Here is a 25,933-nt window from a genome sequence, read left to right as displayed (position 1 = left end):
GCGTCAATCGGTGCCGCCGGGCACATCCCCGGTACAACCGAGGGCGGAGTCCACCAGCGAGCGGGTTTGGTCCACGGCGTCCGGCCAGTAGCCCACGTAGGTGTTCAGGGTGACCGTCGGCGTCGTGTGACCCATCGCGAGCTGAACGGTCTTGACGTTGGCTCCCCCGAAGATCAGCACCGTGGCGAAGTAGTGCCGCAGGTCACGCAGGCCGAATCCCTTCGGCAGGCCCGCCTTCTCCACCGCGGGCCGCCAGATGAACGACCAGTCCGATCGATGAATCGGCCGGCCGTCTCCTCGCGTGAACACGAGATCGGCCGGACGCCGGATCGGCCGGCGCGGGTCCGTCTCGTCGTCGATCTCCTCGGGCAATGACCGGAAGGTCTCCAGGTGGTGGCGCAGCGCCTCCGCCACGACCACGGGTAGCTCGTTCGTCCGAATGCTGGTCTTTGTCTTCGGCGGGGCAAGGAAGGGGCTTCGCCCGCTCACGACAGTGAGCTGTTGGCGGACGTGTATCTCGCGACGCTCGAAGTCGATCGCATCGCGTTCGAGGCCGAAGATCTCGCCACCACGCCAGCCGCAGCCGGCAGCGAGGTAGACGATCGCCCGGTACCGCTCGGGCAAGGCTTCCGCCAGCGCATGCACCTGTTCCGGCTTGGCGATGTAGTACCGCGTGTCCGGGACCTCCGGCAATCGGATGCCGACGCACGGCGTGCTGCCGATGCGCTTGTCGGCGACGGCCGCATTGAACAGCGGCACGAGCGTGCCGTGGTAGACGGTCGCCAACGTGCTCGGCGCGAGGCGTTCCGCGCGGTCCTTGACCCACCCTCGAATGTGCGAGCTCCGTACCTGCGCCAGCGGCAGTGCCCCCAGCACGGGAACGATGTGCCGTCGAATGACCCGCTCAGTTCGCTCGGCCGTGCTCTGCCGATGAAGCTGGGTCCGACGCCAGTGCTCGGCGTACTCGGCAACGGTGAGCTTGCCCGCGCGAGGGTCCACGTATTGCCCCCGCGAGATGTCCGCACGCATGTTGGCGTCGTGCCGCTCGGCATCGGCCCGCCGATCGAAGAGCTGCGTACGAGTCTGCCCCGTCTCGGGGTCGATCCAGCGAACCCGCCACCGCTTGCCGCGACCGTGGCGCTTCGTCGGCCGCCGCTCTCCCGTCTCGGGATCACGAGCGCGGTGGTACCAAAGGTCATCGACCGCCATCACACCACCGCCGCACTCTCGACCCGATGGCCCCTTCGCCGCTGAATGGCCTTCTCGGCAATGGCGTGGGCGAAGTCGCGTTCGGCAGCACTGCGGTAGCCGACGCCGATCAGCGACCAGTCGTTGATGACGGTGACCTGGTCGGGGTCGTGGATGCCGAGGTCGGCCAGCTCCTGGGCGAAACGGTGCTCCCGACGAGCGCCGCGCAGGGCGGTGAAGGTGGTGGAGTAGCGGCGGGACTTCGTGAGGAAGTGCCCGCGGAAGCCGAGCATGTGCGCCCACTTCCGCAGCCGCAGATCCGCCAGCTCCGGCAGCCCGCCGAGCCACCAGGCGGTGCGGATCATGGTGCGGGTGTGGTCGGTGACATCCAGGTCGGCGATGTGTTGTTCGGAGCGAATCGGGGTGTCCGCGCCGGGGGCATGGCCGGTGCCCTTGGTGGCGTACTTGGCGATGTAGGAGGCCACCGACGAGCCCCGCACCAACGCCGCCGGATCATCCGGCTCGGTCTCGGTGATGGCCCGGCAGTCGATTTGACGACCCCACACCAGCCGCCGCGCCCCCACCGCCTCAGACGGTGGCGAGTCGACCGCCACCGCTGCCGCTGCCGAGCGCACCACCCGCTCCAACAGGCCGACCGTGGCCGCCGCCGGGGGCGCGGTGTCGGGGCCGTCGGGTCCGTCGAGGCGGATCACGGCGTGGAAGTGCACCAGGCCCCGCCGCTGATACTCCGCCACCTTGGCATACGACAGCCGCAGGTGGTGTTTCAGCGCGCTCGGCCGTACCCCGAGGGCGCGGGCCAGATGCCGGGCACAGGTGATGGTGAAGCGCCGCCACAGCTCCGAGGCGTGCGCCTGCCACAACACCGCGCCCACGTAGTCGTAGGACTCCGGATCGAGCGGCGTGCCCAACACGGGGTCGTAGTCGTGATGAACCCGCCCGCAGGCGCACGGGCGACGCTGACCGCTGCGGGTGGCAGGCTGGTTGTGCACCGACCCGAACGACGGCGCGGTCAGCGTCACGAACAGCCGAGGATGCCCCGCCACCGCCTCCGCCACGCCCTTGCCACCGGACAGGCCCGCACGGACCAGGTGGAACGTGTCCGCCGAATACCGATGCGCGCACGACGGACACACCGACTCCCGCCGATTCCCGCACGCGGCCAACAGCGTGCCGTCCAACTCCCGCACCCGCCGACCATCAGCCGTCTCCCACACCGCCGAGCCCGCCAGGCGCACCGGCTTCGCGCACCCGCCGACCGCCTCGACCTTGGCCCGCCACGACCGGAACCCCGAGCCCCGCAGCAGCAGCGCCAACCGCTCGTCCTCGCCCGGCAGCTCCCCGACCAGGCGGGAGGTTCGCACTGGTGTCACGCGGCACCACCGGCCCGGCACGCCTGGACCTGAGCCACCAAGCCCGCACTGCCGTAGGTGGCCATCTGGCCGTCCCCCTGGCACAGCGGGCACGACCGCATCGGATAGGCCACCACCCCATTCGACTGAGCCAGACCCGTGCCACCACACACGCACCGCCGATAGGTGATCTCCACCCGCAGATGCCGCCGACCACAGTGATCACACTCCTTCAGCGGCAACATGCCCGGCTTCGGCCCCGCCAGCCCCCGCGCCGTCCGGAACACCGTGTCCAGGTCCACCACCTCGGCGACCGCACGGCACTCCACCAGGCCGTCCCACTCCTCGGCATCCAGTTTCAGCCGATCCCGCACCACATCCGCCACGTGATCCGGCAGATCCCGATACCGCGACTCCGCAAACGACCACCCCGTCCACGGGTTGTCATCCCCGAACCGAAACGACTCCGGAACCCCAGTCCCGCACGCCTCCTCCGTCACCAACGCCAACGCACCCATGAGCGTGTTCCCTCCCAAGCAAAGTGGCTTGAGCCAGTAGTGGCTTAAGCCAGTAAAGTGTGAGCGCGCGCCGCCCGTCAATAGCTGGCTTGAGCCAGTACACTCGACCGCGATGGAGAGATAAGACCGCCGACAGCAAGCGAGGCATCGTGAACAGTTCTCAGAGCCGTCCCAGCGACGGGACGCAGCTCCCGAGCCGCCAGGTGGCGAGCGAGCTGCGCAGCGCGATCGCCTCAGGCGACCTGCCTCCCGGTGCCAAGCTGCCGTCCGAACGAGCGTTGGCCGCCAAGTACGGCGTGGCCCGCAACACCGCCCGCGAAGCCATTCGCTTGCTCACCGACGAGGGCCTGGTCACCGCGCACCACGGCAAGGGCGTGTTCGTCCGCGAGAAGCGACGCCTACTCCGCTTCGGCAGCGAGCGGTACTCGCACAGCCTCCGGAACGAGACAGGGCTGTCGCCCTATCGCGCCGAGGTGGCGAAGCAGGGCCGCACGGCCCGCGTGGACTGCACGTCGATCGAGCGTGTCCAGCCGCCCGAGGACGTCGCCGAGCGCCTGGACGTCGACCCGGCCGAGCCGTCCGTGGTGCGCCGCGAGAACTGGTACTACGCCGACGAGGACCCCGTTCAGGTCGGCGTCACCTACATCCCGTGGGAGATCGCGGCAGGCTCGGTGCTGGCCACGTCGGCGAAGATGGGCAAGGGCAGCCTGTACGCGCGGTTCGAGGAACTCGGACACCCGATCACCCGCATCCGCGAAGAAGTCTCCGCCCGGATGCCCACCCACGAGGAAGCCACGGGGCTGTCCATCCCGGACGGTGTTCCGGTACTCGATGTGCTGCACACCGGCATCGACCACCTCGGCCGACCGTTCGAGGTGACGAGGTTCGTCATGCGCGCCGACCTGACCGGCCTGGACTACACCATGCCCGTGGAGGACTGATGTTCGAGCCGCACCAACAGCCGACCCCGGTGGTCCGTCCTCGCCGTGATGACGACCTCCCCGCGTGTGCTGCCGCCCTGGTGGCCGTACACGAGGCCGACGGCTACCCCGTCGAAGGAGTCGCCGACCCGGAAGCCTGGCTCAAGCCCGCCGGACTAGTGAAGGCGTGGGTTGCCGAGCTGGCCGGTGAGGTCGTCGGTCACGCCTGCATCACCGAGCCCACGAACACCGACGCAGCGGCCATCATGTTCCGCGAGACAGCCGAGGGCGCAGCCGCGGACATCGCCGTGTTGGGTCGACTGTTCGTCCACCCCGAAGCCCGAGGACATCGAGCAGGCGAACTACTCACCCGTGCCGTGATGGGCCACGCAGCCGGTGAAGGGCTACGCCTCGTGCTGGACGTCATGGAGAAGGACCAGGCCGCGATCCGCCTCTACGAACGTCTCGGATGGCACAGGATCGGAACGACCGACCACGACTCAGGCCACGGCCTCGTGCCCGCCTACTGCTACGTCAGCCCCGCCCCGTAGATCACCCGGCGCACATCCGGTGAGGACTTTCTCTACATGGTCAAGGGCGGCCCCGCCGGGGCCGCCTGCCTGCTGACTGTGGGTCCGCGCCAGCGGGCCGCCGGGCGTGCGGCTGACGCCGGTCCCGCCGTCCCGCACGCGGACCCAGGAGCGGAAGGCAGGCGGTCCGGGAACCACGGCGGGACCGCAGAGCAGGAGACGAGAAGAGATGCCCTCGCCGGGCGGGCAGGCTCCGGGATGGCCGGGAAGTGCCGGCGGTTCCGGTTGGTGGGGTGGCTTGCTTGGTGGTCATCCCGTCGCCTGACCTGATGGCTATCACCCCGCGCCGGAGCCGCAAGCCTGGCAACGCAAGCCGCCGGTTATCGAGGAAGGTTGCGGCCCCGACACGGCGTGATCGAGACGCCATCAGGCGACGGGATGACCACCAAGCAGGCGGCTCATTTCCGAGCGCGAGCAGCATCCTCGGAGGAAGGAATAGTTCCGCCCAACTGCGGCATTCGACGAAGCCGGTCAAATTCCATCTTTCGCGCTTCTTCTAACACAACTTCCTGCTGTGTTTCAGCACGCTTCGAAACAAGTTCGGCTAATCCGCGAGCGAGAGAAGCAAGCTGCTGGACGCCCCCTTCGTCCACACTGACGTAGCGCGCGCTAAACACCCCCGTGCCCTGCACCTCTCGCGGATTAACACCATCCGGGCTGAGCACAGCACCAACTTTCACCATTTCAAACGGGTTGACAGAGTGCGCAACGTTCTTGTTCCGCATGTCACCAAGCCATCTGTGATACTCGACGACCTCACCCTTATAAGGAAGCGCCTTCACGTCTTCTTCCGTCAACCCAAACCTCTTCCCAGTGTTGAAGCACCTCCAATATGAAACCAAAGCAGCAGTCCAGTACGCCTGCATTGCGACACTATCCTGCCTATCTTCAGGTTCACGCAATATTTCAAATAAGCGATCACAGTACTCACTTACAGATCTCAGGTCTTGGATTATTGAAACCTGATCCGCCAATGTCTTAGCTGACGCCAAATCCAATTGCACAACTGGACATAGCTGCATACCGGAATCCCCATCGTTCGGCAGCAGCTTCTCGCCAGTAGTCTCCACCATTCACGCTTCCTAACCGTCAAAGACTGACTACCCGACGAGTGTCGCACCGGAACGCTCCGGCATAGCGAACTCGGTACAAATCCGGTACAGCCGTTACCAACCAGCGTCCATCACCAACGGTAAGTGACCACTACAAACCGGCAGTTCAGAAGCCGTCCGCAAGGCATCACCCCAGGTCGGACGCAGTTCACCAACTATCGGTAGCGGCACTTCCGGCGGCTACGAGCGCATCCTCGACTGGGCAAGCCGAAGGGCGATTCGTCGAGATCGCCTCGATCCGTGTCGGGATGCACCCCGCCCGCTCACCGACCGATCGGATGCGGCCCACGGCGCCTGGGCCGCATCCGGCTCCCACCGCCTTCGCGGTGGGGACCAACCGGCAACGCAGTCCTCGCCCGCGGTCCTCCCCTCGCGTCGAGTCCCTCTGTCACTCCCCGAATCCCGTCTCGCCCGGCACACTGAACCCGGACCAGCTACACGGGAGGCAGACGGCATGGAGCACCCCGGAGCCAACCTCCGCCGCATCCGCAGGGCACGCGGCAGATCCCTCGACGTCGTGGCCGGACTTGCCGGTATCTCCCCCTCGTACCTCTCCCGCCTCGAACGTGGGCAACGCGCACTCGATCGCAGGTCACTGGTCGCGGCTCTCGCACGCGCGCTCGACGTCGCCCCCGCCGACATCGTCGGCCCCTCCGTGCCCGTCACCGTCGAAACCGGCATCGCCGGTGACCAGGTGGATGCCGTTCGCGCCGCTCTGCTCGCCGTGAGCGTCGGCTTTCCCGGCGGGGACGTCGTCCCGCTCGACACTCTGCGAAACCGCACGAGTGCTCTCCTGGACGCGCAGCGCGCCTGTGACTACCGCACGGTGGGAGACGAACTTCCTCAACTCGTGAGAGATGTCCACAGCTCGATCGGAGCGGGGAGGGACGTCCGCGAGCTTCTCCGTCTCGCGGCTCTCCTCCACGTGCAGGGCACGGCGGCGTGGCTCGGTGACATCGGTGGTCCCGGTGACCTCGCCTGGCAAGCCGCCATCCTCGCCCGCGACGCCGCGCACCGCGCCGAGGACCCGGTCAGTGTCGCCACTGCCGCGTTCGGCGTGGGCCTCGGTCTGGTGGGCGAAGGAGAGTTCGAACTCGCCTCCAGGGTGATCACGAACGCCGCCCCCGGCACCGCGGACACGGCGGGCCTTCACCTCTCCGGCATGTTGGCGCTCGCGCGCTCCCTCACTGCGGCCGCAAGTGGCGACGTCGCCACCGAGGCGGCCGCACTCGACCAGGCCGCCGACCTCGCACGGCATGTCGACGGGCACGACTTCGGCTGGTTCGGGTTCGGGCCGGCGAACGTGGACCTCTGGCGGGCGAGTGCCGCTCTTGAACGCGGGGACCACGCCACCGCCGCCGCCCTCACCGACCGCATCGCCCCCGCGTCCCTCCCCAACCCCACGAGACGGGTCGCCTACCACCTCGCTCGCGCTCGCGCCTGCGCCCGCATCCGCCAGCGTCGCTCCGACGCCGTGGACTCCCTGCGAACGGCGGAGGGAATCGCACCCGCGAGGGTCCACGGATCACGAGTCGCACGCGGACTGGTGATCGAATTGATCGAGCGCGGTCGCGCCGACGCTGTCGGAACGGAACTTCGCGGCCTCGCCTCCCGCGCCGGACTGGACCTGTAGCCCGGAGGAGTGATCCCGTGGAACCTTGCCACCGTGGCAAGGAAACCCCGCTCACGAGCACGAAGGTCACCGCATGACCGAACCGACCTACCTGCTCGTGCGACCCGTCCCCGGTGTCGTCCCGACCTCGCAACGGGTCGTCCACCTCGTCCCCGTACCCGAGCCGTTCGGCGAGGTTCCCCGACGTCTCACCGCCTTGTGCGGTGCCTCGTTCACCCCCGGCGTGGTCGATCGGCTCGACACACTCCGTGGGATGCCCTGCGAGGTCTGTCTCGGGAGAACTCCGCGGTCCACACCAGCTCACCGCCTTTCGGACACGCGCCACGACTCCTCACCCACCGCGAGCCCTCGGCGTCGTGGGGACCGCCGAGAAGGACACGGGCCACTCCGTCGACGTCCGCGCCGTGACACTGCGTCGGCCCCTTGACCGAGCGTCTTCCTCCGATCGAGATCGCGCCCCTCCTTCGGAGGGTCTTTGGGCCGACAGGGCAACCTCCTTCGCCGCGGCGGCGTCGTGAAATGTGAAACCAAAGGGGGTGGCCATGAAACGGACAAGCACGGCACACGTACTGCTCGCCACAGCAGGCCTGGCGCTCGCTCTGGCCGGATGCTCTCCGGAGGGTGGTGACGAGCAGGCTCAGAACACGTCGCCTTCCTCGGCGACATCCACCGCTTCGCAGGCCCCGTCCTCCCCGAAGTCCGAGCCGCCACCGAGCAGCAGCGAGGCACCAGCCGAGCCCGCCCAATCCAGGGCCGAGGCCGAGCAGCCTCCACCCGACCCGACCTACTGCACGTCGGGGAATCTGGAGGTGACGCTCGGACAGGAAGAGGGCGCCGCGGGCACGGTGTACCGGCCGTTGCAGTTCACCAACGTCGGCGACGTCCCCTGTGTACTTCAGGGTTTCCCCGAGGTCGCCTACGTCGCGGGCGACGACGGTCACCAGGTCGGTAAGAGCGCGGAGCACAACGGCGAGGAAGGCCCCGCTCTGACGCTGCAGCCGGGCGAGGTGGCCCACTCCAACGTCGGGTTCACCCAGGTGCTCAACTACGACGAGTCGATGTGCGGACCCACCGAAGTGCGAGGCCTACGGGTCTACCCGCCGAAGGAGAGCGCGTCGAAGTACGTCGAAGCCCCCGGTCTCGGTTGCTCTCGCACCGACATCACCGGCAGCCACCTCTCGGTCACCTCGATCGAGAAGGGTCCGGGCGGGTACTGAGCCCGGTTCACGGCTCCACCGGTATCCCCGCGGGTTCGGCGTTGTCGAACTTGTCGTCGACCACCACCACCGTCCGGCCCGCGCGTTCGAGCAGTGAGGCCGCGGCAGTGGCTCGATAGCCGCTGCCGCAGTACACCCACACCGCGCCCGAAGGCAGCTCGGCGAGACGGTCGAGCAGGTCGTACAGCGGGAGGTGTACTGCGCCGCGGACATGGGAGGTCGCGTACTCCCTGTTGGTGCGCACGTCCAACACCACGTCCGGGTGGGGCAACGCGTGAGAACCCCGCCGCAGGGCCTCGGCGAGATCGGCGAACGTCCCCACCGGAATGCTGCGGAGTTGCCCCGGAGTGACCGCGAATTGCTCCGGGGTCCCGGTGGCGGCCCCGGCGGGACGGTCGATGCCGATACGGGCCAGTTCGCGCTGCGCCGTCGCCACCTGGTCCGACGTCTCGCCGAGCAGAGTGATCGGTGAACCCCACTCGATCAGCCAGCCGAGCCAGGTGACCATTGCTCCGTCCAGCCCCAGACTCACCGTGCCCGCGAGGTGCGATCTCACGTAAGCCTTGCGGGAACGCAGGTCGACGACCCATTCTCCGTTGTCCAGGCGTTCTCGGAGCTGCTCGGCGTCGGCGCGTTGCGGCGCCCTCAGATCCAGTGGCGGCGGGCCCGCGCTGTTGATGACCCCCATGTGCGCGTAGTAGGCGGGGTAGGCGTCCAGGCCCGCGAGTGTCTGTTCGACGAACTCGTGTTCGGCCAGTGTGAACACCGGGTTGGCGCGTTTTTGCTCCCCGAGCGTGGACGCGTCTCCCCGCGCGGGACTCACGGAACAGAAGCTGCCGAAACCATGCGTGGGCCACAGGTGCGCGCCGTCGGGCAGCAGCTCACCCAGCTTGCGCGCGGAGGCGTGCTGGTGCCGGGCGAGTTCCTCACTGTGCTGTTTTCCCAGCAGATCGGTGCGCCCCGTGGTGCCGTACAGCAGGGAGCCACCGGTGAACACCCCCACCGGCCCCTCACCGCTCTCCAACACGTACGACAGGTGGTGGAAGGTGTGTCCGGGGGTCGCCACCGCCCTCACGCGAAGTCTGGGCGAGACCTCGATCGTCTCGCCGTCGACCAGGCCGCGGTACGGAAAGGCCATGGGGGACTCGGCGGCCAACGCGTACTCGGCCCCGGTCAGCCGGGACAGCTCCAGCCCACCCGAGACGTAGTCGTTGTGGACGTGGGTCTCCAGCACGAGCGCCACTCGCGCGTTCCGCCGTCCCGCCGCCGCGAGTATCCGGTCGACGTCACGCTGGGGGTCCACCACCACGGCTACCTCCCCGTCCGCGGCGAGGTAGCTGCGGTCCCCCAACGACGACGTCTCGATCACGTCCACGGTCAAGCCGTCGGGCAGTGTGGGGTCATCGGTTCGGTATCGAGGGTTGTCACTCATCGGCGCCGCGCCCTTCCCTCGTCGACGGCAGTCACCTCCATCGTGCTCGCCCCGACGGGGTGGCGATAGGGCTGGAAGGACGTGCTTCGCGGACAGCTGTGACCTCACCCCGAACCGGTCACGGACACGGACGGCCCGCGATACGCTGCCCACCGGCGAGTCTGTCGGCGAGAACGCGGAGGGCGCATGAAGGGCATCGTGCTGGCCGGTGGCAGCGGCACCCGGCTGCATCCGATCACCCAGGCGACCTCGAAACAGCTGCTGCCCGTCTACGACAAGCCGATGATCTACTACCCGCTGTCGGTGCTGATGCTGGCCGGCATCCGGGAGATCCTGCTGATCAGCACCCCCACCGATCTGCCCAACTTTCAGCGGCTGCTCGGCGACGGCAGTCAGTGGGGCCTTGACCTGCGGTACGCGGAGCAACCGAGCCCCAACGGGCTCGCCGAGGCGTTCGTCATCGGCGCCGACTTCGTGGGCGATGACCAGGTCGCGCTGATCCTCGGCGACAACATCTTCTACGGGCGGGGCTTCTCCGGGATGCTTCGCCAGGAGACGGCGAACCTCGACGGGTGCACCCTGTTCGGGTACTCCGTCAAGGACCCGCAGCGTTACGGCGTCGGTGAGGTGGACGCCGAGGGCAACCTGCTGTCGATCGAGGAGAAACCAGCCCGGCCGAAGTCGAACCTCGCGATCACGGGCCTCTACCTGTACGACAACCAGGTGGTGGACATCGCGAAGGGCCTCACGCCGTCGGCACGTGGGGAGTTGGAGATCACCGACGTGAACCTCGCCTATCTCCGCGAGGGCAGGGCCCGGATGCTCACCCTCGGCCGGGGTTTCGCGTGGCTCGACACGGGCACGCACGAATCCCTGCTCGAAGCGAGTCAGTTCGTGCAGGTGCTGGAGCACCGCACGGGGGTTCGGATCGCGTGTCTGGAAGAAGTCGCCCTCCGCATGGGGTTCATCACGCCGGACGAGTGCTACCGCCTGGGCAGCAAGTTGGCGAAGAGCGGCTACGGCGAGTACGTGATGCGCGTGGCCCGCGACGCGGGTGCCACGGTCTGACGGCCGACCTCAGAACGGCCGTCGCGCCATCTCTTCCAGCCTGCGCACCCGTTCCTCGATGGGCGGGTGGGTGGAGAAGAGGTGGGACACCCGTTCCCCCGGCCGGAACGGGTTGGCGATCATGAGGTGGGACTGCGAGACCACCCTGGGCTCGGGGGCGAGCGGCAGGGCGCGCGTCCCCTGTTGCAGTTTGCGCAGGGCCGAGGCCAGGCCCAGCGGGTCGCCAGTGAGCTCGGCGCCGGAGGCGTCGGCCTGATACTCGCGCGAGCGGCTGACGCTCATGCGGATGATGCCCGCCGCCAAGGGGCCGAGGAAGACGAGCAGCAGCGCGGCAATGGGGTTGTTCCCGCCCTCGCGGTTACCGCCGAACAGCCCGGAGAACATCGCCATGTTGGCGAGGAAGCTCACGACGCTGGCGAGCGCCCCGGCGACACTGGAGATCAGAATGTCCCGGTTGTACACGTGAGAGAGCTCGTGGCCGAGCACGGCGCGTAGCTCGCGTTCGTCGAGCAGCCGCAGGATTCCGGTGGTGCAGCACACGGCCGCGTTGCGGGGGTTGCGGCCGGTGGCGAACGCGTTGGGGGCCTGGGTGGGGCTCACGTAGAGCCGGGGCATCGGCTGACGCGCCGAGGTGGCGAGCTCCCGAACGATGCGGTACATCGCCGGCTGCTCGGCCTCCGACACCGGCCTGGCCCGCATGGCGCGCAGGGCGAGCTTGTCGGAGTTGAAGTACGCGTAACCGTTGACGGCGAGCGCGACGAGCAGGCCGATGACGAGCGCTCCCCGGCCGAACAGTCCGCTGATGCCGATGATCAGCGCGCTGAGCAGGCCGAGCAGCAACGCCGTCTTCAACCCGTTGCGATGGCTGTGCAAGTACTCCGCCTCCCATTCGCGACACGGTGAGACGCGGTTTTCGAAACCGAACCGTCCCCCCACGTGTCGAACGAGTCCGCCGAGGGGGATGTTCCGGGTGTCCTCCGCATCACTCTTATCGCGGCCGGTTACCCGAGGAGTGCCCGCGGGGGACGGTGCCGGGCCGGGGCGGCTTCCCCGGCCACCGCGACACCGTAGTTCGCCATCCCTTACTCTGAATTTCGGCATACCGAAAAGAGGTGGTCCGTGGGGCTCGACGAGGCGTTGTCCTTGGCCCGCAAGCGGCGCCGGGCCCGGCGCCGAGACGTGCGCACGGCGGTGGCGTTGGTCGTGGCGGCCACCCTTGCCGTGTCCGTGGCCGCGGGGTCCGCGCTGGGGTCCGACTCGTCCGCCTCGCCGGGGCGGGGGGCACCGCTTCGAGTGGTCACCACCACGACGTTCCTGGACGACACCGTGCGCCGGATCGGCGGCGACCACGTGACGACGGTGCGGCTCATGGGCCCCGGAGTGGACCCGCACCTGTACCACGCGAAGGCGAGCGATCTGCGCGAGATGCGCCGCGCCGACGCCGTCGTGGCCGTCGGCCTGTACCTGGAGGGGTCACTGATGCGGACGCTTCGGGCGGTGGCCGAGACCAAACCCGTGCTGTTCGCGGCCGAGGCCGTGCCGGAACACCTGCTGCTGTCCCCGCCGCCCGGCGCGGCCCCCGAGGAGGAGTACGACCCGCACGTGTGGTTCGAGCCACGGCTGTGGGCATACGTCGTGGACGCCGTCGCCGCGGAACTCGCCGAACTCGACCCGGCCCACGCCGCCGACTACCACCGCCGGGCGGCGACCTATCGGCAACGGGTGCTCGCCCTGAACGAGGAGATCCGCGCGCTGGTGGACGCCGTCCCCGAACGGTCGAGGGTGCTCGTCACCTCGCACGACGCCTTCCGCTACTTCGGCAGGGCGTTCGGCCTGGACGTGGTGGCGGTGCAGGGCGTCTCGACCCAGCAGGAGGCCAGCACGGCCGACATCGACCGGGTCGCCGACGTGGTCGCCGCTCGCGATGTCGGGGCGGTGTTCGTGGAGACCAGCGTGTCCGAACAGACGGTGAACGCCGTGCTCGCCGCCGTGCGGCACCGAGGAGGCGACGCGAAGCTCGGCGCTCCGCTGTACTCCGATTCCACCGGCGCGGACGGCACCCCCGAGGGCACCTACCTCGGCATGGTGCGCGCCAATGCCGAGCGCATAGCGGAGGGGTTGCGATGACCACGACATCCCGGCGCGCGTCCGAGACCCGGCGCGACACCGTGCCCGCGTTGAGCATGGCGGGCGTCACCGCGGCCTACGGGGGACGCACCGTGTTCACCGACGTGAGCACCGAGATCCCGGCCGGTGCGTTGAGCGCGATCGTGGGCCCCAACGGCGCGGGGAAGTCCACGTTGGTGAAGGCCGCGCTCGGGCTCGTCCCGTCGGTGCGGGGCCGGGTACGGCTGCTGGGGCAACCGCTGGACCGGGTACGTCGCCGCGTCGCCTACGTGCCGCAACAGGACTCGGTGGCCAGTGACTTCCCCATCACCGCCGTGCAGGTGGTGGAGATGGGGCGCTACCCACATCGAGGCTGGTGGCGAAAGCTCACCCACACCGACGACGAACTGGTGGCCGAGGCGATGGAACAGGTGGGCGTCGTCGACCTCGCCGACCGCCCACTCGACGAACTGTCCGGCGGACAACGCCAGCGAGTGTTCCTCGCGCGGGCGCTCGCCCAGCGAGCGGAACTGGTGATCCTGGACGAGCCGTTCACCGCCGTGGACGCCCGCACCGAGTCGACGTTGCTCGACGTGCTCACCGACCTGTGCGATCGAGGTGCCTCCGTGATCGCCGTGCACCACGACCTGCGCACGGTGCTGCACCGGTTCGACCACGCGGTGCTGATGGCGGGCGGTGTGGTGGCCGACGGCCCGGTGGCGGACGTGCTCACCACCGAGAACCTCGAACGCGCCTACGGCATGGCTCCCCTGGTGTTGGACTCATGATCGAAGGGCTACTGTCGCTGCTGCCGCTGCCGTACCCGGACGCGGTCGTGGTGGCCGGTACCGCCGTTGTGGGTTTCGTGGCGGGCGCCCTGGGGCCACTCGCCGTGCTGCGGCGGCGCAGCATGTTCGGCGACGCGATGAGCCACGGCACACTCGTCGGCGTCGCCGTGGCCTTCCTCGCCACCGGTGCGAAGCTCCCCGAGTTCCTACTGCTCGGCGCCACGGTGTCGGCAGCGCTGGCGGCGTTCGCCATGATCGCTCTCGAACGCGCGGGCAGGCTCCGGCCGGACGCCGCCATCGGTGTGGTGCTGTCGGTGTCGCTGTCGTCGGGCATCGTGCTCGTCACCCACGTCTCCGCGTCCGGTGACGGCAGCCAAGCCGGGTTGGCGAACTACCTGCTGGGCCAGACGGCGGGGATGTCCGAACGCGACATCGCCGTAGCACTCGCGCTGGGAGCCGTCGGACTGGCCGCCGTCGTCGTGGGCTTCCGCCTCCTCCGCAGCGCCGCCTTCGACCCCGGATTCACCTCGGTCGCGGGCGTGCCGACGTGGGCGGTGGACGCGGTGAGCACCGGACTGTTGGCGCTGGCCGTGGTCCTCGGCGTTCGCACGGTCGGTGCGATCCTCATGGTGTCGCTGCTGGTGGCGCCCGTCGTGGCCGCGCGGCAGGTGACGAAGCGGCTCTCGGCTCTCGTGCCCCTGTCCGGGGCGATCGGGGCCGCGTGCGGAGCGCTCGGCGGCGTGCTCTCCGGGCGCGCCGAACTGCCCGCGGGGCCCGTGATCGTGTTGCTCGCCACCGGCGTCGCCCTGCTCTCCGTCGTCTTCGCGCCCCGGCGTGGGGTGATCGCCAGAGTCCGAAGGGCTCGTCGTCCGGAGCGTGCCGCATGACCTCCGACGACGTGCTGATCGTGGTGATCGCCGGACTGTTGTCGACCTCGTGCGCGGTGCTCGGCAGTTTCCTGCTGCTCCGCCGCCAGGCGTTGCTGCCCGACGCGGTGAGCCACGCCGTGTTGCCCGGCATCGTGCTCGTGTTCCTGCTCACCGGGGAACGCGCCTCGGCGACCACCGTGCTCGGAGCCACCGCCTTCGGGGTGGCCTGCGTGGCGGGCGCGGAGTGGCTGCGGCGGACCGGGGTCGTGGCGTCCGACGCGGCGCTCGCGCTGGCGTTCCCGGCGTTGTTCTCGCTCGGGGTGCTGGGCATCAGCGGTTTCGCCTCGGGCGCTCACATCGACCTCGACTCCGCCATCTACGGCGACATCACGTTCACGCCGTTGCGCACAGTGACCGTCCTCGGGACCCCGGTGCCGACGTCGTTGCTCGCCACCGGGCTGACGGCGGTGTGCACGGGGTTGTTCGTCGCGCTGCTGTGGAGGCCGCTCTCGGCGGCGACCTTCGATCCCGACTTCGCCGAGCTCTCCGGGCTGCGGGGCGCGCTGGTGGGCCGCCTGCTGCTCGTCGTGGTGGCGGGTACGGCCGTCGTCGCGTTCGACAGTGTCGGGGCGATCCTGGTGATCACGTTCTTCGTCGTCCCCGCCGCCACGGCTCGGTTGCTGACTCGCCGGCTCGGCCCCATGCTGCTCGTCGCGGTGGCCGTCGGCTGGGCGAGTTCCCTGATCGGTCACCGCGCGGCGCTGGTGCTCGACTCGTCGGTCGCGGGCGCCATCGGCCTCGCCTCCGGCGCGCTGTTCACCGTGGCGCTGGCCGTGAACAAACTAGCCCGCCGCCGCAAGTCCCCCTGACCATCGTGTCCGCAGCTGGCGTACGCGTGTCCGCAGTTGGCGTACGCACGCGCGTGCCGGGAGTGGGAGCCGAAGTACGGGAAATGCGAACACGCGTTCGCAGCCTGCGGACACGCGTGCACAGGCTGCGGACACGGCAGTGGGGTTACTTGCGGAGCTCCATCGTGCAGCACTTCGGGCCGCCGCCGGCCTTGCGGAGTTCGGAGATGTCCACGAACACCGGTTCGTAACCGTGGGCGGCGACCTTCTCGGCCAGGGCCGTGGCCTCCACGGGCAGCACCACGTGGCGGCCGTCCGAGACCGCGTTGAGCCCGAAGCACGCGGCGTCGTCGGCGTCGGCCACGACCGCGTCGGGGAACAGCCTGCGCAGCGCGGCCCGCGACCCCGGCGAGAACGCCTCGGGGTAGTAGGCGATGTGCGCGGGCCGGTCGTCGGTGGCCTCCGACAGCACGAACAGCGCGGTGTCGAGGTGGTAGTAGCGCGGGTCCACCAGTCGCAGCGACACCACCGGTACCTTCAGGACCTCTTGCGCCTCGGTGTGGGCCTTCGGGTCCGTGCGGAACCCGGTGCCCGCGAGCAGCAGGTGGCCGGTCCACGCGAAATCACCCTCGGCCTCGTTAGTCTCCTGCGGCATCGTGATCTCATGGAAGCCGTGCTCCACGAACCACCGGCGGAAGTGTTCGGCCTCGGCGGAACGTTGCGGGTTCGCGAACTTTGCGCCGAGCACCCGGCCTTCCACGACGGTGCCCGAGTTGGCGGCGAACACCATGTCGGGCAGTCCGGGCTGCGGTTCCACCTCGTCGACGAGGTGACCGAGCCTGCGATAGGTGTCCCGCAGCTCCGTCCACTGCCGCAACGCGCGCTCCCGGTCCACGGGCACGTTCGGGTCCATCCAGGGGTTGATGGCGTAGTCCACAGCGAAGTACCGCGGCGGGCACATCACGTAGTGACGGGGCAGAGGTACGCGCATACATCGAATGTATGCGCAGCGTAATCTCGCAATCAATTGCCATTGATTGCGCATCTATGTGCTATTTGTTGCGTGTGAACACGTTGGATCAACGTATCGTTTCGTGCCTGGTGGCGAATGCTCGCTCAAGCTACGCGGAGATCGGTAAGGTCGTGGGACTCTCCGCGCCCGCGGTGAAGCGCCGGGTCGACCGCCTGCTGGAGACGGGGGTTCTTCGCGGCTTCACCGCCGTGGTCGACCCGGAGGCCCTGGGGTGGGGCACGGAGGCGTTCGTCGAGGTCCACTGCCAGGGCAACATCTCGCCCGCGCGAATCCGATCGCACCTCGAACCCCTGCCGGAGGTCGTCGCCGCGTACACGGTGTCGGGCGCGGCGGACGCGATCGTGCACCTGCGGGCCGCCGACATCCATCACCTGGAGGACGCGCTGGAACGACTCCGAGGGCTGGAGATCATCGACAGGACCGTCTCGACGGTTGTGCTATCAACGTTGCTGGAACGACCGCCGCATCCGGGCAGCTGAATCCCGGGAACTGAAACCGAGGTACCCTGTTACCGCCGGTTACAGGTAAGCCGGACCACAAGGGCGCACGACGCCGCAGAAGGCCAAGTAATCTCGAGGTATGAGCGCGTCGCGCGCCGGAGTCTGGAGAGAGGGATTTGCTGGCCCATGAGCACAAGCGCAGGCGCAAGCGGCGGTGAGGGTCTCGGCGGTTCGGACGAGGAAAACGCGTTGACCTCGGCCCGACGGACCGAGGTCAACCGACTCGACCGAGTGGTCATCCGGTTCGCGGGTGACTCCGGCGACGGCATGCAGCTGACGGGCGATCGGTTCACGTCCGAGGCGGCCGCGTTCGGCAACGACCTCGCCACCCTGCCCAACTACCCCGCCGAGATCAGGGCCCCCCAGGGCACCATCCCCGGAGTCTCCAGCTTCCAGGTCCACTTCGCCGACTACGACATCCTCACGCCGGGCGACCGCCCCGACGTGCTGGTGGCGATGAACCCGGCCGCGCTGAAGGCGAACATCGGCGACGTGCCGCACGGCGGCATGGTGATCGTCAACACCGACGAGTTCACCAAACGCAACCTGAGCAAGGTCGGCTACGACACCAACCCGCTGACCGATGACTCGTTGTCGGCGTTCCAGGTGTACGAGGTGGCGATGTCCACGCTCACCCAGGGCGCGCTCGCCGACACGGGGCTCGGCAAGAAGGACGCCGAACGCTGCAAGAACATGTTCGCGCTCGGCCTGCTCTCGTGGATGTACCACCGGCCCACCGAGGGCACCGAGGCGTTCCTGCGGGAGAAGTTCGCCGCGAAGCCGCAGATCGCCGAGGCCAACATCCTGGCGTTCCGCGCGGGCTGGAACTACGGCGAAACCACCGAGGCGTTCAAGACCACCTTCGAGGTGGCGCCCGCGAAGTTGCCCAAGGGCACCTACCGCCAGATCACCGGCAACACCGCCCTCGCCTACGGCATCGTGGCGGCGGGGCAGCTCTCCGGGCTCCAGGTGCTCCTCGGCACCTACCCGATCACCCCGGCGTCCGACATCCTGCACGAGCTTTCCAAGCACAAGAACTTCGGCGTCATCACGTTTCAGGCCGAGGACGAGATCGCGGGCATCGGTGCCGCGCTCGGCGCCTCCTACGGCGGCGCCCTCGGCGTGACGTCGACCTCCGGCCCCGGTATCGCGTTGAAGTCGGAGACCATCGGCCTCGGCGTGATGATCGAGCTGCCGCTCGTGGTGATCGACGTGCAGCGCGGGGGCCCGTCCACGGGGCTGCCCACCAAGACCGAGCAGGCCGACCTGCTCCAGGCCATGTACGGCCGTAACGGCGAGTCGCCCGTCCCCATCGTGGCACCGCGTTCGCCCGCGGACTGCTTCGACGCCGTGTTGGAGGCGACCCGTATCGCCCTGACCTACCGCACGCCGGTGCTGCTGCTGTCCGACGGGGCCATCGCCAACGGCTCCGAGCCGTGGCTTGTCCCCGACGTCGAGAAACTGCCCGACCTGCGGGTGAAGTTCGCGGACAAGCCCAACGCGCCCGACGGCTCCGAGGAGTTCTGGCCGTACGTACGTGACCCCGAGACCCTCGCGCGCGAGTGGGCCATTCCGGGCACGCCGGGTCTGCAACACCGCGTGGGCGGTCTGGAGAAGGCCGACGGCAAGGGCAACATCTCGTACGACCCCGCCAACCACGACAAGATGGTGCGGCTGCGCCAGGCCAAGGTGGACGGCATCGACGTCCCCGACGTCGAGGTCGACGACCCCAGCAACGGTCAGGCCCGTGTGCTGGCGCTCGGCTGGGGCTCCACCTACGGCCCCATCGGCGCCGCCTGTCGCAGGGTCCGCCGCAAGGGCATCCCGATCGCGCAGGCCCACCTGCGCCATCTCAACCCGCTCCCCGCGAACCTGGGCGAGGTGCTGCGCTCGTACGACACCGTGATCGTGCCCGAGATGAACATGGGGCAGCTCGCGACGTTGCTGCGCGCGAAGTACCTCGTAGACATCCACTCACACACCAAGATCGCGGGTCTTCCGTTCAAGGCGGAGGAACTGGAGCACGTGTTCACCGACATCGCCGACCGCACAGCGAACAAGGAGGCCGTGGTCAAGTGACCCAAGTCGACCTGGGTCTGCCGGCCCTCGGCGGGCTCGACCTCGTCCCCACGACCGACGAGAAGCAGAAGGCCAAGGACTACAAGTCCGACCAGGAGGTCCGGTGGTGCCCCGGCTGCGGCGACTACGTCGTGCTCAACACCATCCAGTCCTTCCTGCCCACGCTCGGTCTGAAGCGTGAGAACATCGTCTTCGTCTCCGGCATCGGGTGTTCGAGCCGCTTCCCGTACTACATGAACACCTACGGGATGCACTCGATCCACGGTCGGGCCCCGGCCATCGCGACCGGGCTGGCCACCACCCGCCCCGACCTCTCGGTGTGGGTCGTTACCGGCGACGGCGACGCGCTGTCCATCGGCGGCAACCACCTCATCCACGCGCTGCGCCGCAACGTCAACCTGAAGATCCTGTTGTTCAACAACCGCATCTATGGGTTGACGAAAGGCCAGTACTCGCCCACCAGCGAATCGGGAAAGATCACCAAGTCCACTCCCATGGGATCGCTGGACACGCCGTTCAACCCGGTCTCGCTCGCGGTGGGCGCCGAGGCAACGTTCGTGGGACGCGCCCTCGACTCCGACCGCAAGGGGCTCACCGAGGTGCTCACGGCCGCGGCGCAGCACCGCGGCTCGGCGTTCGTGGAGATCTACCAGAACTGCCCGATCTTCAACGACGGCGCGTTCGACGTGCTCAAGGACGCCGACGAGGCGTCCCGCCGCCTCATTCCCCTCGTGCCGGGCGAGCCGATCCGGTTCGGCCCCGAGGGCGAGTTCGGCGTCGGCCGCTCCGGCTGGGGTGGGCTGGAGGTCGGCAAGGTCTCCGAGCTCGGCGAGGAGAACCTCGTCGTCCACGACCCGACCATCGCCGACAGCTCGTACGCATTCGCGCTGTCGCGCCTGAGCGACGAACACCTCAATTACACGCCCACGGGCATCTTCCGGCAGGTCAGTCGTCCCACCTACGACGACCTCGCCCGTGCTCAGGTGGAGGAGGCGGCCCGTGCCAAGCCCGCCGACTTGCAGGCCCTGCTCACCGGCAAGGACACCTGGACGGTGGACTGACTTCCGAACCACGACGAAGGGGCGCCCTCGCGCACGTGGCGTGGGTGCCCCTTCGTCGTGTGCGGGCTGCTACAGCGGGCGGAAACCGACCCGCTCGGCGTCGGCCGGTGTGCGGAACCAGACTTCGGCCACCATGCGCGGATACTCCGGCGACTCCTCGGTGCAGTAACGCAGCGCGGTGACGCTGGCCTTGACGGTGAACTCCTCCGAGGGTCGTCCGCCGCCCGGCTTGGGCATGGCCGAACCGGGCCCGAAGGGGCCGGGTGGAAGACTGGACGGGGTGGTGGTGTCGCGCGCGGGCGGCGCCGAGTTGGACGGCGAGACGTTGGGTTCGAACAGCGACCCGGCGCGCTCCCGGCGCTGCAGCGGATCGCGACGCTCGACGACCGGCCGCATCGACGTCTGGATGGGCTTCGCCGGCTCGAAGCTCTCCATCTGGGTGCGCCCCGGTTGCCGCTTCGGCAGCGCGCTGGCGCGTTCGTTCCGCGGTTCGGCGTCGTGCCCGGCCGGCTCCTCCCCGAACCCCGGCGCGGGGGGCTCCGGCTCCGGCTCGTCGTAGGACTGAGGTTGGAACAGGCTTCCCCGGCGACTCGCGCCGCTGTCGTCGTGCTGGTCGGCGCCGCGCTCGTCCGCCCCGAGGTCGAGTTGCCCACCGTGGCTGCCGTGGACCAGCGTGGGCGCATCGGACTCGGGTGCGGTCGGGTCGCCGAGTACTTCGCCGGTGCTGCCCTGCAGCTCCTCGAGCGCGTCGAGCCGCGCGAAGTCCTCGTCCAGCTCGTCGATCTCGGACTTCGGTCCGCTCTCGCGGCCCCGGAGACTGTCGCTTTCCGGCCAGCTCGGGGCGGGCGCGAGGTGTTCGGTCACGTCACGGGCCTCGCCCGGCGGCTCGGCGGTGGGCTCGAAGCGCCGGGTCGGGGGCGGGGTGGTCGTCGTGCGGTCCTTGTCGCTGTCGCTCTCCTTGACGGGCGGGGCCACGCGCGTTCGTTCGGCGCTTGCCCGCGACCTCGGCGCGTTCTCCTTCGCGGCGAGCCGACGTTGGAGTTCGGCGATGCGCTTCTGCGCGGGCCGAACGAGAAAAAGCCAGGCAAGGAGTGCCCCGAGCACGAAAGCGACCGCACTGAACACCCAGACCTGACCGAAAACGGACATGACGGCTGCCTTCCTAGTGGGTCCGTGCGACGAGGTAGTCGGCGACCGACTCGCAGGCCTCCCTCGCCGCCGATGCCGGCAACGCGGCGAGTTCCTCCTGTGCGCGCCGAGCGTAGTCGGCAAGCGTCTCCCGTGTCCGTTCGAGGCCACCCGATCGGCGCAGGAGATCGAGGGCTTCCTCCACAAGAGCGTCGTCCGCGAGAGGCCCGGACAGCAACGTCACCAGCCGCGGGTCGGGGTCGTGGGACAGCGCGTAGTGCATCGGCAACGTGCGCACCCCCTCGCGGAGGTCCGTCCCCTGCGACTTGCCCGAGGTGTCGGACGGCGAGGCGATGTCGATGATGTCGTCGGAGATCTGGAACGCCGTGCCCACGATCTCGCCGAACCGGTGCAGCGCCTCGACGTGTTCGGGCTCGGCGCCGGAGAACATGCCGCCGAAGCGACCCGCCGTCGCGATCAGAGACCCGGTCTTCTGACCGATGACGGACAGGTAGTGCTCCACGGGGTCCTCCCCGTCGCGCGGCCCGACGGTCTCCCGCATCTGTCCGGTCACGAGTTCGCCGAACGTCTCGGCGATGATCCGTGCCGCGTCGGTTCCCAGATCGGCCACCAGCCGAGAAGCGTGTGCGAACAGATAGTCGCCGGTCAGGATGGCCACGCTGTTGTCCCAGCGGGCGTTGACGCTCGGCGCGCCCCGCCGCATCGTGGCCTCGTCCATCACGTCGTCGTGGTACAGCGTGGCGAGGTGGACCAGTTCCACGGCGGCGGCCGCGGTGATCACGGCCTCCCCGCTGCCGTCCTTACCGAACTGGGCGGCCAGCAACGTGAACATGGGACGGAAGCGTTTGCCCCCGGCGTCCACCAGGTGACGCGCGGCCTCGTCTATGGCCGCGACGTCGCTGCTGGCCACCTCGCGGAGGATCTCCTCCACGTTCTCCAGCCCCGCGACGAGCGTCCGCAGCAGTTCCTCGTCCGCGATCTGCAGTCCGACTGCAGCGCGCAACTCGTCGATGGTGCCATCACGCACTGACACGTCGGCTCCGCCCTTTCAACCCTGTGTTCACAGCCCTCACCAGCCTAATGGGCGGAGGTCACGCGGCGATGACCCGCAGGTCGCTCGCCACTTCGTGATGCTGGTGACAAAATTGATGTATCGTGCTACATTGACCGGATGACAGCGACAAGTTCGGAGACAACCATCCGGCCCCTCGACTCGTTTCCTCGCACCCTCTAGCCTCACCGCGTGACCGAAGATCAATTTCTGCGGGGTCACGCCTGAATTACATTCGCCTCAGCAACAGGACCCGAGCGGGCTAATCGTTCCCAAAAGAGACATCACGGTTGTCAGATCCGTGTTAGTTTCCCGTCTCGTAACAACACGGCATTAGGTCATCACACTGGGGGTGGAAGTGGCCGAAAAGATCGAGAGAACCACCCGACCCACGGAACCTCTCGCGTGCGCACCCCAAAATGGCCCCCACCAGCCTCCACCCTCACTATTCGAAGACCTCGTGATCTCGGGTCCCACTGCGAGAAACAAGATTTCCAACAAAGGAAACTGGCGGGGAGACGGGTTCGCTGTCGCCCCGGAAGTTCTCGAACAACTGGCGCACAAGTCAAAGGAAATCGTTTCGCAATACAAACTCCTGTTCGGCACCGTTGATTCGATCGTCTCAGCCGAAGAGCCGGGGAACGACTACGCGAGCGTGGAGCACGTGAAGAAATTGCGCTCATCCGGCGAAGCCCTGCTGAACGCCCTGCAAGAACGGATCCGATGTTTCCGAGACCTGGGGGACAAGTTCCTCGCAGCACTCGACATGTACCTCACCCACGAGAACGACGCCGAGGTGACCGTGGGACGAGAAAAGGGAAAGTTCGAATGAACCGCATCCGGACCGCCGTCATACTGTTCGTTACCGCTCTCCTCGCGGGATGCTCGGCCGAGTCAAGCGGCACTCCGGCACCGTCCTCAGCAACCTCCGTCTCCCCTCTTCTCTCCACGGAAGACAGTGCTTACGGCGCCCCCACGATCGAGACCCCTTTGAAGATCGATTCCTTTCTGGAGCAGCCCTGCACCTCATTGAAGAGAGACCAAATAATCGGCTACCTCGGAGACGAAACCAAAACAGAATCCCACCGGGACAACGCTGCCGGGCCTTCCTGTTTATGGCGTTCCGACATACGTAGCGATGCACATATCATAATCATGTATCCGCGAGTCACCGACAAGGGCCTGTCCGCGATCTACAGAAACAGGGAAGAGCACGCTTTCTTCGTCGAGATGCCCCCCATCGACGGATATCCGACCGTCGCCGTCAGCACGATCGACAATCGCTCCGAAGGAGAATGTCCCGTTCTCGTCGGCACCAGTGATTCCGACTACGTGAGCGTCTACCTACATCTCGGGAAAGGTTCCGTCGGGAAGATCGATCCCTGCGAGGCCGCACACGAAGTCGCCACCACCGTCATCGGCAACATCAAGGCGAGCAACAGCGAGTGATCATGGTTTTCGAAAGACCGCTCACGGCCGCTGAGATCTACGAACAGGTGACCGGCGGCAAGGGCCCCGGCAGCTTGTCCGAAGCAGCGACCGCCGCCGAACGACTTCATCGGGCGTTCACCGACTTCGCAACCGATTTACGGGACATCGCCAAAGAGATCGAACACAGCTGGGACGGTGACGCGGGAAACCACGCCGCCGGACTCACGAAATGGCTCGCACGGACGTTGGAGAACGACAAGTCGCTGGTGTGGAGTGTCAACCGCTCTCTCACCGACCAGATCACCGAGTTCGTGAGGGCCCGCGCCGGCGTCGTTCCCGTGCCGCCGCAGCCACCGGCTCCCACCTTGGAGGACATGGCGCACGAACTGTTCGGCGACAACTCCTACCAGGCAAAACTCGACGCCTACGAACGCGATGTCCAGAACAACATCGCCGTGTACCGCGCCTACCACCAAGCCAGCCTCGCCAACGCCGGCATCCTCCCTCTCCGGTACCCGTCACCGCCCCCGACCGCTGACGGCAGCGAGATCACTCGGGCCGACGTGAGTGGCCAACCCAGCAGCACCACACAGCAGCTCAGCCCAATGGGAGGCGGTCCGGGTTCGATCGAGCAAGTCGAGGCGCCGCCACCCAGCACTCCACCGATCGCTGTGCCCGAACAACGGTCCTCGTCGCGCCCGCCGGTGGACACGGCCTCTCCCTCGCCCCCGTCGGAACACACCGACACCACCCACGCGGCAGCAGCTCATGTGTCGGAGTCGACCGTCACCGCACCGCCCTCGACCTCCGGCGACCACCGGATCAACCGTTCGGACAAACCGAACACCCACGCCTCGACACCGCAGTACCACTGGGTCCCCCCGGCCGCCGGTGGCCGGGTCGGCAATCCCGCTTCGGAAACCCGCGCCGTCCCCCGCGGCCCGACAACACCACCGAACTCACCGGCTTCGGAACGTATCCCCGCCGCACCACCCGGACGTGGCAGCGGGGCGGGTCCGGGTGGTGGGCTCGGCAACGGTCCCGCCCGCCCCGGCACGGCACCCCCGCAGGGCACCGCCCACGGCGCGGTCGCCAAAGGCACGCCCGGAGCGCCGCCGGGGCCCCCAGCGCGTGGTGGTGGCGCGGACAAGGACCGCCGGCGCCCCGGCTACCTGAGAAATTCCGATCCGAAGGACACCTTCAGCGATCCGCTGCCCAAGACCGCGCCACCGGTCATCGGGCAACCACGTCGAACACCTCGGGGCAAAGCGTGACGGTCGAGTTGACCCTGTACGCGTTTCTGGACGCGCTGGCGACCATCGGGTGTCACACTCCACACGCGATCTTCTCCGGTGGCGCCAGATACGTTCCGCCCTCGGCCACGGACCGCGTGGCAGCGGAGACCTTCGACGAACTCGCCGCCGCGGGACTCACCGAGGGAACCCGGCTCAAACCCGAGTTCGAGGACGTCCTGCACGTCTTCGCCAGGCCCCACACCGAGTACTTCGCCCACGTACGAGCCGGGGACGAGCAGTACCACTCGCTCGTCGCCGCGCGTGGCCGGTCGGTGGTCGTCGCGGTCCGGACCGGAAACCAGGTCCACCTCGACACCAGCGCCGCCCGTGACCTGCCCGCCGTCCTGGTCGACACCCTCCCGCCCGCCGACGTTCCGGTGTTCGACCCGTTCCGAGTCCCCACGCACCAGCTCCGGGAGGAACCCGACGGCCCCGAAGGGGAAGACCTGCACGACCTGTTCTCCCGCCCGGAGCACGGACTCGGCTACCTGCGTGTGGCCCGACATCCCGACGGCGGCGAACGAGTCGAGGCCGACAGCGTCGTGTGCTACCTCGACGTCGACCTCGGTCGAGTGGGGCTGCACCGCGACGGCGACCACATCACCGTGTTTCCGGGAAGCCCCGACGGACTCGCGTCCAGGGTGACCCGCCTCCGGGCCACCCTGGACTGAGCCA

25 protein-coding genes are annotated in these 25,933 nt (G+C 68.3%); 16 read left to right on the top strand and 9 right to left on the bottom strand.

Annotated elements, in window-relative coordinates:
* Nucleotides 1-3: 3 nt before the first annotated feature.
* Genes SACGLDRAFT_RS01805 through SACGLDRAFT_RS21460 form a run of 3 tightly spaced genes read right to left on the bottom strand, consistent with a single transcriptional unit; the run spans nucleotide 4 to nucleotide 3,076 of the window.
* Nucleotides 4-1,209 (bottom strand): tyrosine-type recombinase/integrase, encoded by a 1,206-nt coding sequence (locus tag SACGLDRAFT_RS01805; protein ID WP_005461285.1) that lies wholly within the window; start codon nucleotides 1,207-1,209, stop codon nucleotides 4-6.
* Nucleotides 1,209-2,579, bottom strand: a complete 1,371-nt coding sequence (locus SACGLDRAFT_RS01800; RefSeq protein WP_005461284.1) for a replication initiator — start codon at nucleotides 2,577-2,579, stop codon at nucleotides 1,209-1,211. The genes SACGLDRAFT_RS01805 and SACGLDRAFT_RS01800 overlap by 1 nt, the downstream gene beginning before the upstream one ends.
* Nucleotides 2,576-3,076 (bottom strand): hypothetical protein, encoded by a 501-nt coding sequence (locus SACGLDRAFT_RS21460; protein WP_005461283.1) that lies wholly within the window; start codon nucleotides 3,074-3,076, stop codon nucleotides 2,576-2,578. The genes SACGLDRAFT_RS01800 and SACGLDRAFT_RS21460 overlap by 4 nt, the downstream gene beginning before the upstream one ends.
* Before the next feature lie 149 nt (nucleotides 3,077-3,225).
* Between SACGLDRAFT_RS21460 and SACGLDRAFT_RS01790 the strand changes: the two genes are divergently transcribed.
* Together SACGLDRAFT_RS01790 and SACGLDRAFT_RS01785 are read left to right on the top strand one after the other, a co-directional pair.
* On the top strand, nucleotides 3,226-4,017 hold the full coding sequence (locus tag SACGLDRAFT_RS01790) for a GntR family transcriptional regulator (protein WP_005461282.1): 792 nt from the start codon (nucleotides 3,226-3,228) through the stop codon (nucleotides 4,015-4,017).
* Entirely contained in the window at nucleotides 4,017-4,547 is a 531-nt protein-coding gene (locus SACGLDRAFT_RS01785; protein ID WP_005461280.1) for a GNAT family N-acetyltransferase, read from the top strand. Before SACGLDRAFT_RS01790 ends, SACGLDRAFT_RS01785 begins: the two co-directional genes overlap by 1 nt.
* A 437-nt stretch (nucleotides 4,548-4,984) precedes the next feature.
* Here SACGLDRAFT_RS01785 and SACGLDRAFT_RS22220 read toward each other — a convergent pair whose 3' ends face one another.
* Nucleotides 4,985-5,659, bottom strand: a complete 675-nt coding sequence (locus SACGLDRAFT_RS22220; protein ID WP_005461277.1) for a hypothetical protein — start codon at nucleotides 5,657-5,659, stop codon at nucleotides 4,985-4,987.
* Nucleotides 5,660-6,152: 493 nt separating this feature from the next.
* Here SACGLDRAFT_RS22220 and SACGLDRAFT_RS01780 point away from each other — a divergent pair, with 493 nt between their 5' ends.
* Nucleotides 6,153-7,331, top strand: coding sequence for a helix-turn-helix domain-containing protein (locus SACGLDRAFT_RS01780; protein WP_005461275.1), 1,179 nt, complete (start codon nucleotides 6,153-6,155; stop codon nucleotides 7,329-7,331).
* Between the two features lie 542 nt (nucleotides 7,332-7,873).
* Nucleotides 7,874-8,548, top strand: coding sequence for a DUF4232 domain-containing protein (locus tag SACGLDRAFT_RS01775; RefSeq protein WP_005461273.1), 675 nt, complete (start codon nucleotides 7,874-7,876; stop codon nucleotides 8,546-8,548).
* Nucleotides 8,549-8,555: 7 nt separating this feature from the next.
* On the opposite strand, the gene SACGLDRAFT_RS01770 is transcribed toward SACGLDRAFT_RS01775, so the two are convergent.
* A complete protein-coding gene (locus tag SACGLDRAFT_RS01770; RefSeq protein ID WP_005461270.1) occupies nucleotides 8,556-9,980 on the bottom strand; it encodes an MBL fold metallo-hydrolase in 1,425 nt (474 codons plus the stop codon).
* Between the two features lie 186 nt (nucleotides 9,981-10,166).
* Between SACGLDRAFT_RS01770 and rfbA the strand changes: the two genes are divergently transcribed.
* Nucleotides 10,167-11,048, top strand: a complete 882-nt coding sequence (gene rfbA, locus SACGLDRAFT_RS01765) for a glucose-1-phosphate thymidylyltransferase RfbA (protein ID WP_005461268.1) — start codon at nucleotides 10,167-10,169, stop codon at nucleotides 11,046-11,048.
* 9 nt (nucleotides 11,049-11,057) lie between these two features.
* Here rfbA and htpX read toward each other — a convergent pair whose 3' ends face one another.
* Nucleotides 11,058-11,921, bottom strand: a complete 864-nt coding sequence (gene htpX / locus SACGLDRAFT_RS01760; RefSeq protein ID WP_040919494.1) for a zinc metalloprotease HtpX — start codon at nucleotides 11,919-11,921, stop codon at nucleotides 11,058-11,060.
* 246 nt (nucleotides 11,922-12,167) lie between these two features.
* Between htpX and SACGLDRAFT_RS01755 the strand changes: the two genes are divergently transcribed.
* The 4 genes from SACGLDRAFT_RS01755 to SACGLDRAFT_RS01740 are packed head-to-tail and all read left to right on the top strand — an operon-like array spanning nucleotide 12,168 to nucleotide 15,680.
* Complete coding sequence (locus SACGLDRAFT_RS01755) at nucleotides 12,168-13,175, top strand: metal ABC transporter solute-binding protein, Zn/Mn family (protein ID WP_005461263.1); 1,008 nt, start codon at nucleotides 12,168-12,170, stop codon at nucleotides 13,173-13,175.
* The gene (locus tag SACGLDRAFT_RS01750; RefSeq protein WP_005461262.1) at nucleotides 13,172-13,942 is read left to right on the top strand and encodes a metal ABC transporter ATP-binding protein; all 771 of its coding nucleotides are present in this window, start codon (nucleotides 13,172-13,174) and stop codon (nucleotides 13,940-13,942) included. Before SACGLDRAFT_RS01755 ends, SACGLDRAFT_RS01750 begins: the two co-directional genes overlap by 4 nt.
* Nucleotides 13,939-14,829 (top strand): metal ABC transporter permease, encoded by an 891-nt coding sequence (locus SACGLDRAFT_RS01745; RefSeq protein WP_005461260.1) that lies wholly within the window; start codon nucleotides 13,939-13,941, stop codon nucleotides 14,827-14,829. Before SACGLDRAFT_RS01750 ends, SACGLDRAFT_RS01745 begins: the two co-directional genes overlap by 4 nt.
* Nucleotides 14,826-15,680: a metal ABC transporter permease gene (locus SACGLDRAFT_RS01740; protein WP_005461258.1), complete on the top strand. Its 855-nt coding sequence runs from the start codon at nucleotides 14,826-14,828 to the stop codon at nucleotides 15,678-15,680. The genes SACGLDRAFT_RS01745 and SACGLDRAFT_RS01740 overlap by 4 nt, the downstream gene beginning before the upstream one ends.
* A 145-nt stretch (nucleotides 15,681-15,825) precedes the next feature.
* Here the strand turns inward: SACGLDRAFT_RS01740 and ddaH are convergent, their stop codons facing one another.
* Entirely contained in the window at nucleotides 15,826-16,650 is an 825-nt protein-coding gene (ddaH, locus tag SACGLDRAFT_RS01735; RefSeq protein ID WP_198283522.1) for a dimethylargininase, read from the bottom strand.
* A gap of 74 nt (nucleotides 16,651-16,724) precedes the next feature.
* Between ddaH and SACGLDRAFT_RS01730 the strand changes: the two genes are divergently transcribed.
* The 3 genes from SACGLDRAFT_RS01730 to SACGLDRAFT_RS01720 all read left to right on the top strand — a co-directional run bounded on the left by SACGLDRAFT_RS01730 (nucleotide 16,725) and on the right by SACGLDRAFT_RS01720 (nucleotide 20,332).
* The gene (locus tag SACGLDRAFT_RS01730; protein ID WP_040919488.1) at nucleotides 16,725-17,171 is read left to right on the top strand and encodes an Lrp/AsnC family transcriptional regulator; all 447 of its coding nucleotides are present in this window, start codon (nucleotides 16,725-16,727) and stop codon (nucleotides 17,169-17,171) included.
* Nucleotides 17,172-17,318: 147 nt separating this feature from the next.
* Nucleotides 17,319-19,271, top strand: a complete 1,953-nt coding sequence (locus SACGLDRAFT_RS01725; RefSeq protein WP_005461245.1) for a 2-oxoacid:acceptor oxidoreductase subunit alpha — start codon at nucleotides 17,319-17,321, stop codon at nucleotides 19,269-19,271.
* Nucleotides 19,268-20,332 (top strand): 2-oxoacid:ferredoxin oxidoreductase subunit beta, encoded by a 1,065-nt coding sequence (locus SACGLDRAFT_RS01720; protein ID WP_005461244.1) that lies wholly within the window; start codon nucleotides 19,268-19,270, stop codon nucleotides 20,330-20,332. Before SACGLDRAFT_RS01725 ends, SACGLDRAFT_RS01720 begins: the two co-directional genes overlap by 4 nt.
* Before the next feature lie 69 nt (nucleotides 20,333-20,401).
* On the opposite strand, the gene SACGLDRAFT_RS01715 is transcribed toward SACGLDRAFT_RS01720, so the two are convergent.
* Together SACGLDRAFT_RS01715 and SACGLDRAFT_RS01710 are read right to left on the bottom strand one after the other, a co-directional pair.
* A complete protein-coding gene (locus SACGLDRAFT_RS01715; RefSeq protein ID WP_005461243.1) occupies nucleotides 20,402-21,481 on the bottom strand; it encodes a sunset domain-containing protein in 1,080 nt (359 codons plus the stop codon).
* A gap of 13 nt (nucleotides 21,482-21,494) precedes the next feature.
* Nucleotides 21,495-22,514: a polyprenyl synthetase family protein gene (locus tag SACGLDRAFT_RS01710; RefSeq protein WP_005461242.1), complete on the bottom strand. Its 1,020-nt coding sequence runs from the start codon at nucleotides 22,512-22,514 to the stop codon at nucleotides 21,495-21,497.
* A gap of 478 nt (nucleotides 22,515-22,992) precedes the next feature.
* On the opposite strand from SACGLDRAFT_RS01710, the gene SACGLDRAFT_RS01705 reads away from it, so the two are divergent.
* Genes SACGLDRAFT_RS01705 through SACGLDRAFT_RS01690 form a run of 4 tightly spaced genes read left to right on the top strand, consistent with a single transcriptional unit; the run spans nucleotide 22,993 to nucleotide 25,929 of the window.
* On the top strand, nucleotides 22,993-23,364 hold the full coding sequence (locus tag SACGLDRAFT_RS01705; RefSeq protein WP_005461241.1) for a hypothetical protein: 372 nt from the start codon (nucleotides 22,993-22,995) through the stop codon (nucleotides 23,362-23,364).
* Nucleotides 23,361-23,981 carry a DUF3558 domain-containing protein gene (locus tag SACGLDRAFT_RS01700; protein WP_005461240.1) on the top strand — a complete coding sequence of 207 codons (621 nt, stop codon included), beginning with the start codon at nucleotides 23,361-23,363 and terminating at the stop codon, nucleotides 23,979-23,981. The genes SACGLDRAFT_RS01705 and SACGLDRAFT_RS01700 overlap by 4 nt, the downstream gene beginning before the upstream one ends.
* 2 nt (nucleotides 23,982-23,983) lie before the next feature.
* Nucleotides 23,984-25,237 carry a PPE domain-containing protein gene (locus tag SACGLDRAFT_RS01695; RefSeq protein ID WP_005461239.1) on the top strand — a complete coding sequence of 418 codons (1,254 nt, stop codon included), beginning with the start codon at nucleotides 23,984-23,986 and terminating at the stop codon, nucleotides 25,235-25,237.
* On the top strand, nucleotides 25,234-25,929 hold the full coding sequence (locus tag SACGLDRAFT_RS01690; RefSeq protein ID WP_005461238.1) for an ESX secretion-associated protein EspG: 696 nt from the start codon (nucleotides 25,234-25,236) through the stop codon (nucleotides 25,927-25,929). Before SACGLDRAFT_RS01695 ends, SACGLDRAFT_RS01690 begins: the two co-directional genes overlap by 4 nt.
* Nucleotides 25,930-25,933 lie beyond the last annotated feature (4 nt).

Origin of the sequence: Saccharomonospora glauca K62, from assembly GCF_000243395.2 — a bacterium.
Classification (GTDB): domain Bacteria; phylum Actinomycetota; class Actinomycetes; order Mycobacteriales; family Pseudonocardiaceae; genus Saccharomonospora; species Saccharomonospora glauca.
The sequence above is the reverse complement of the archived record's forward strand: the minus strand, read 5'-3'. Positions and strand labels throughout refer to the sequence as shown.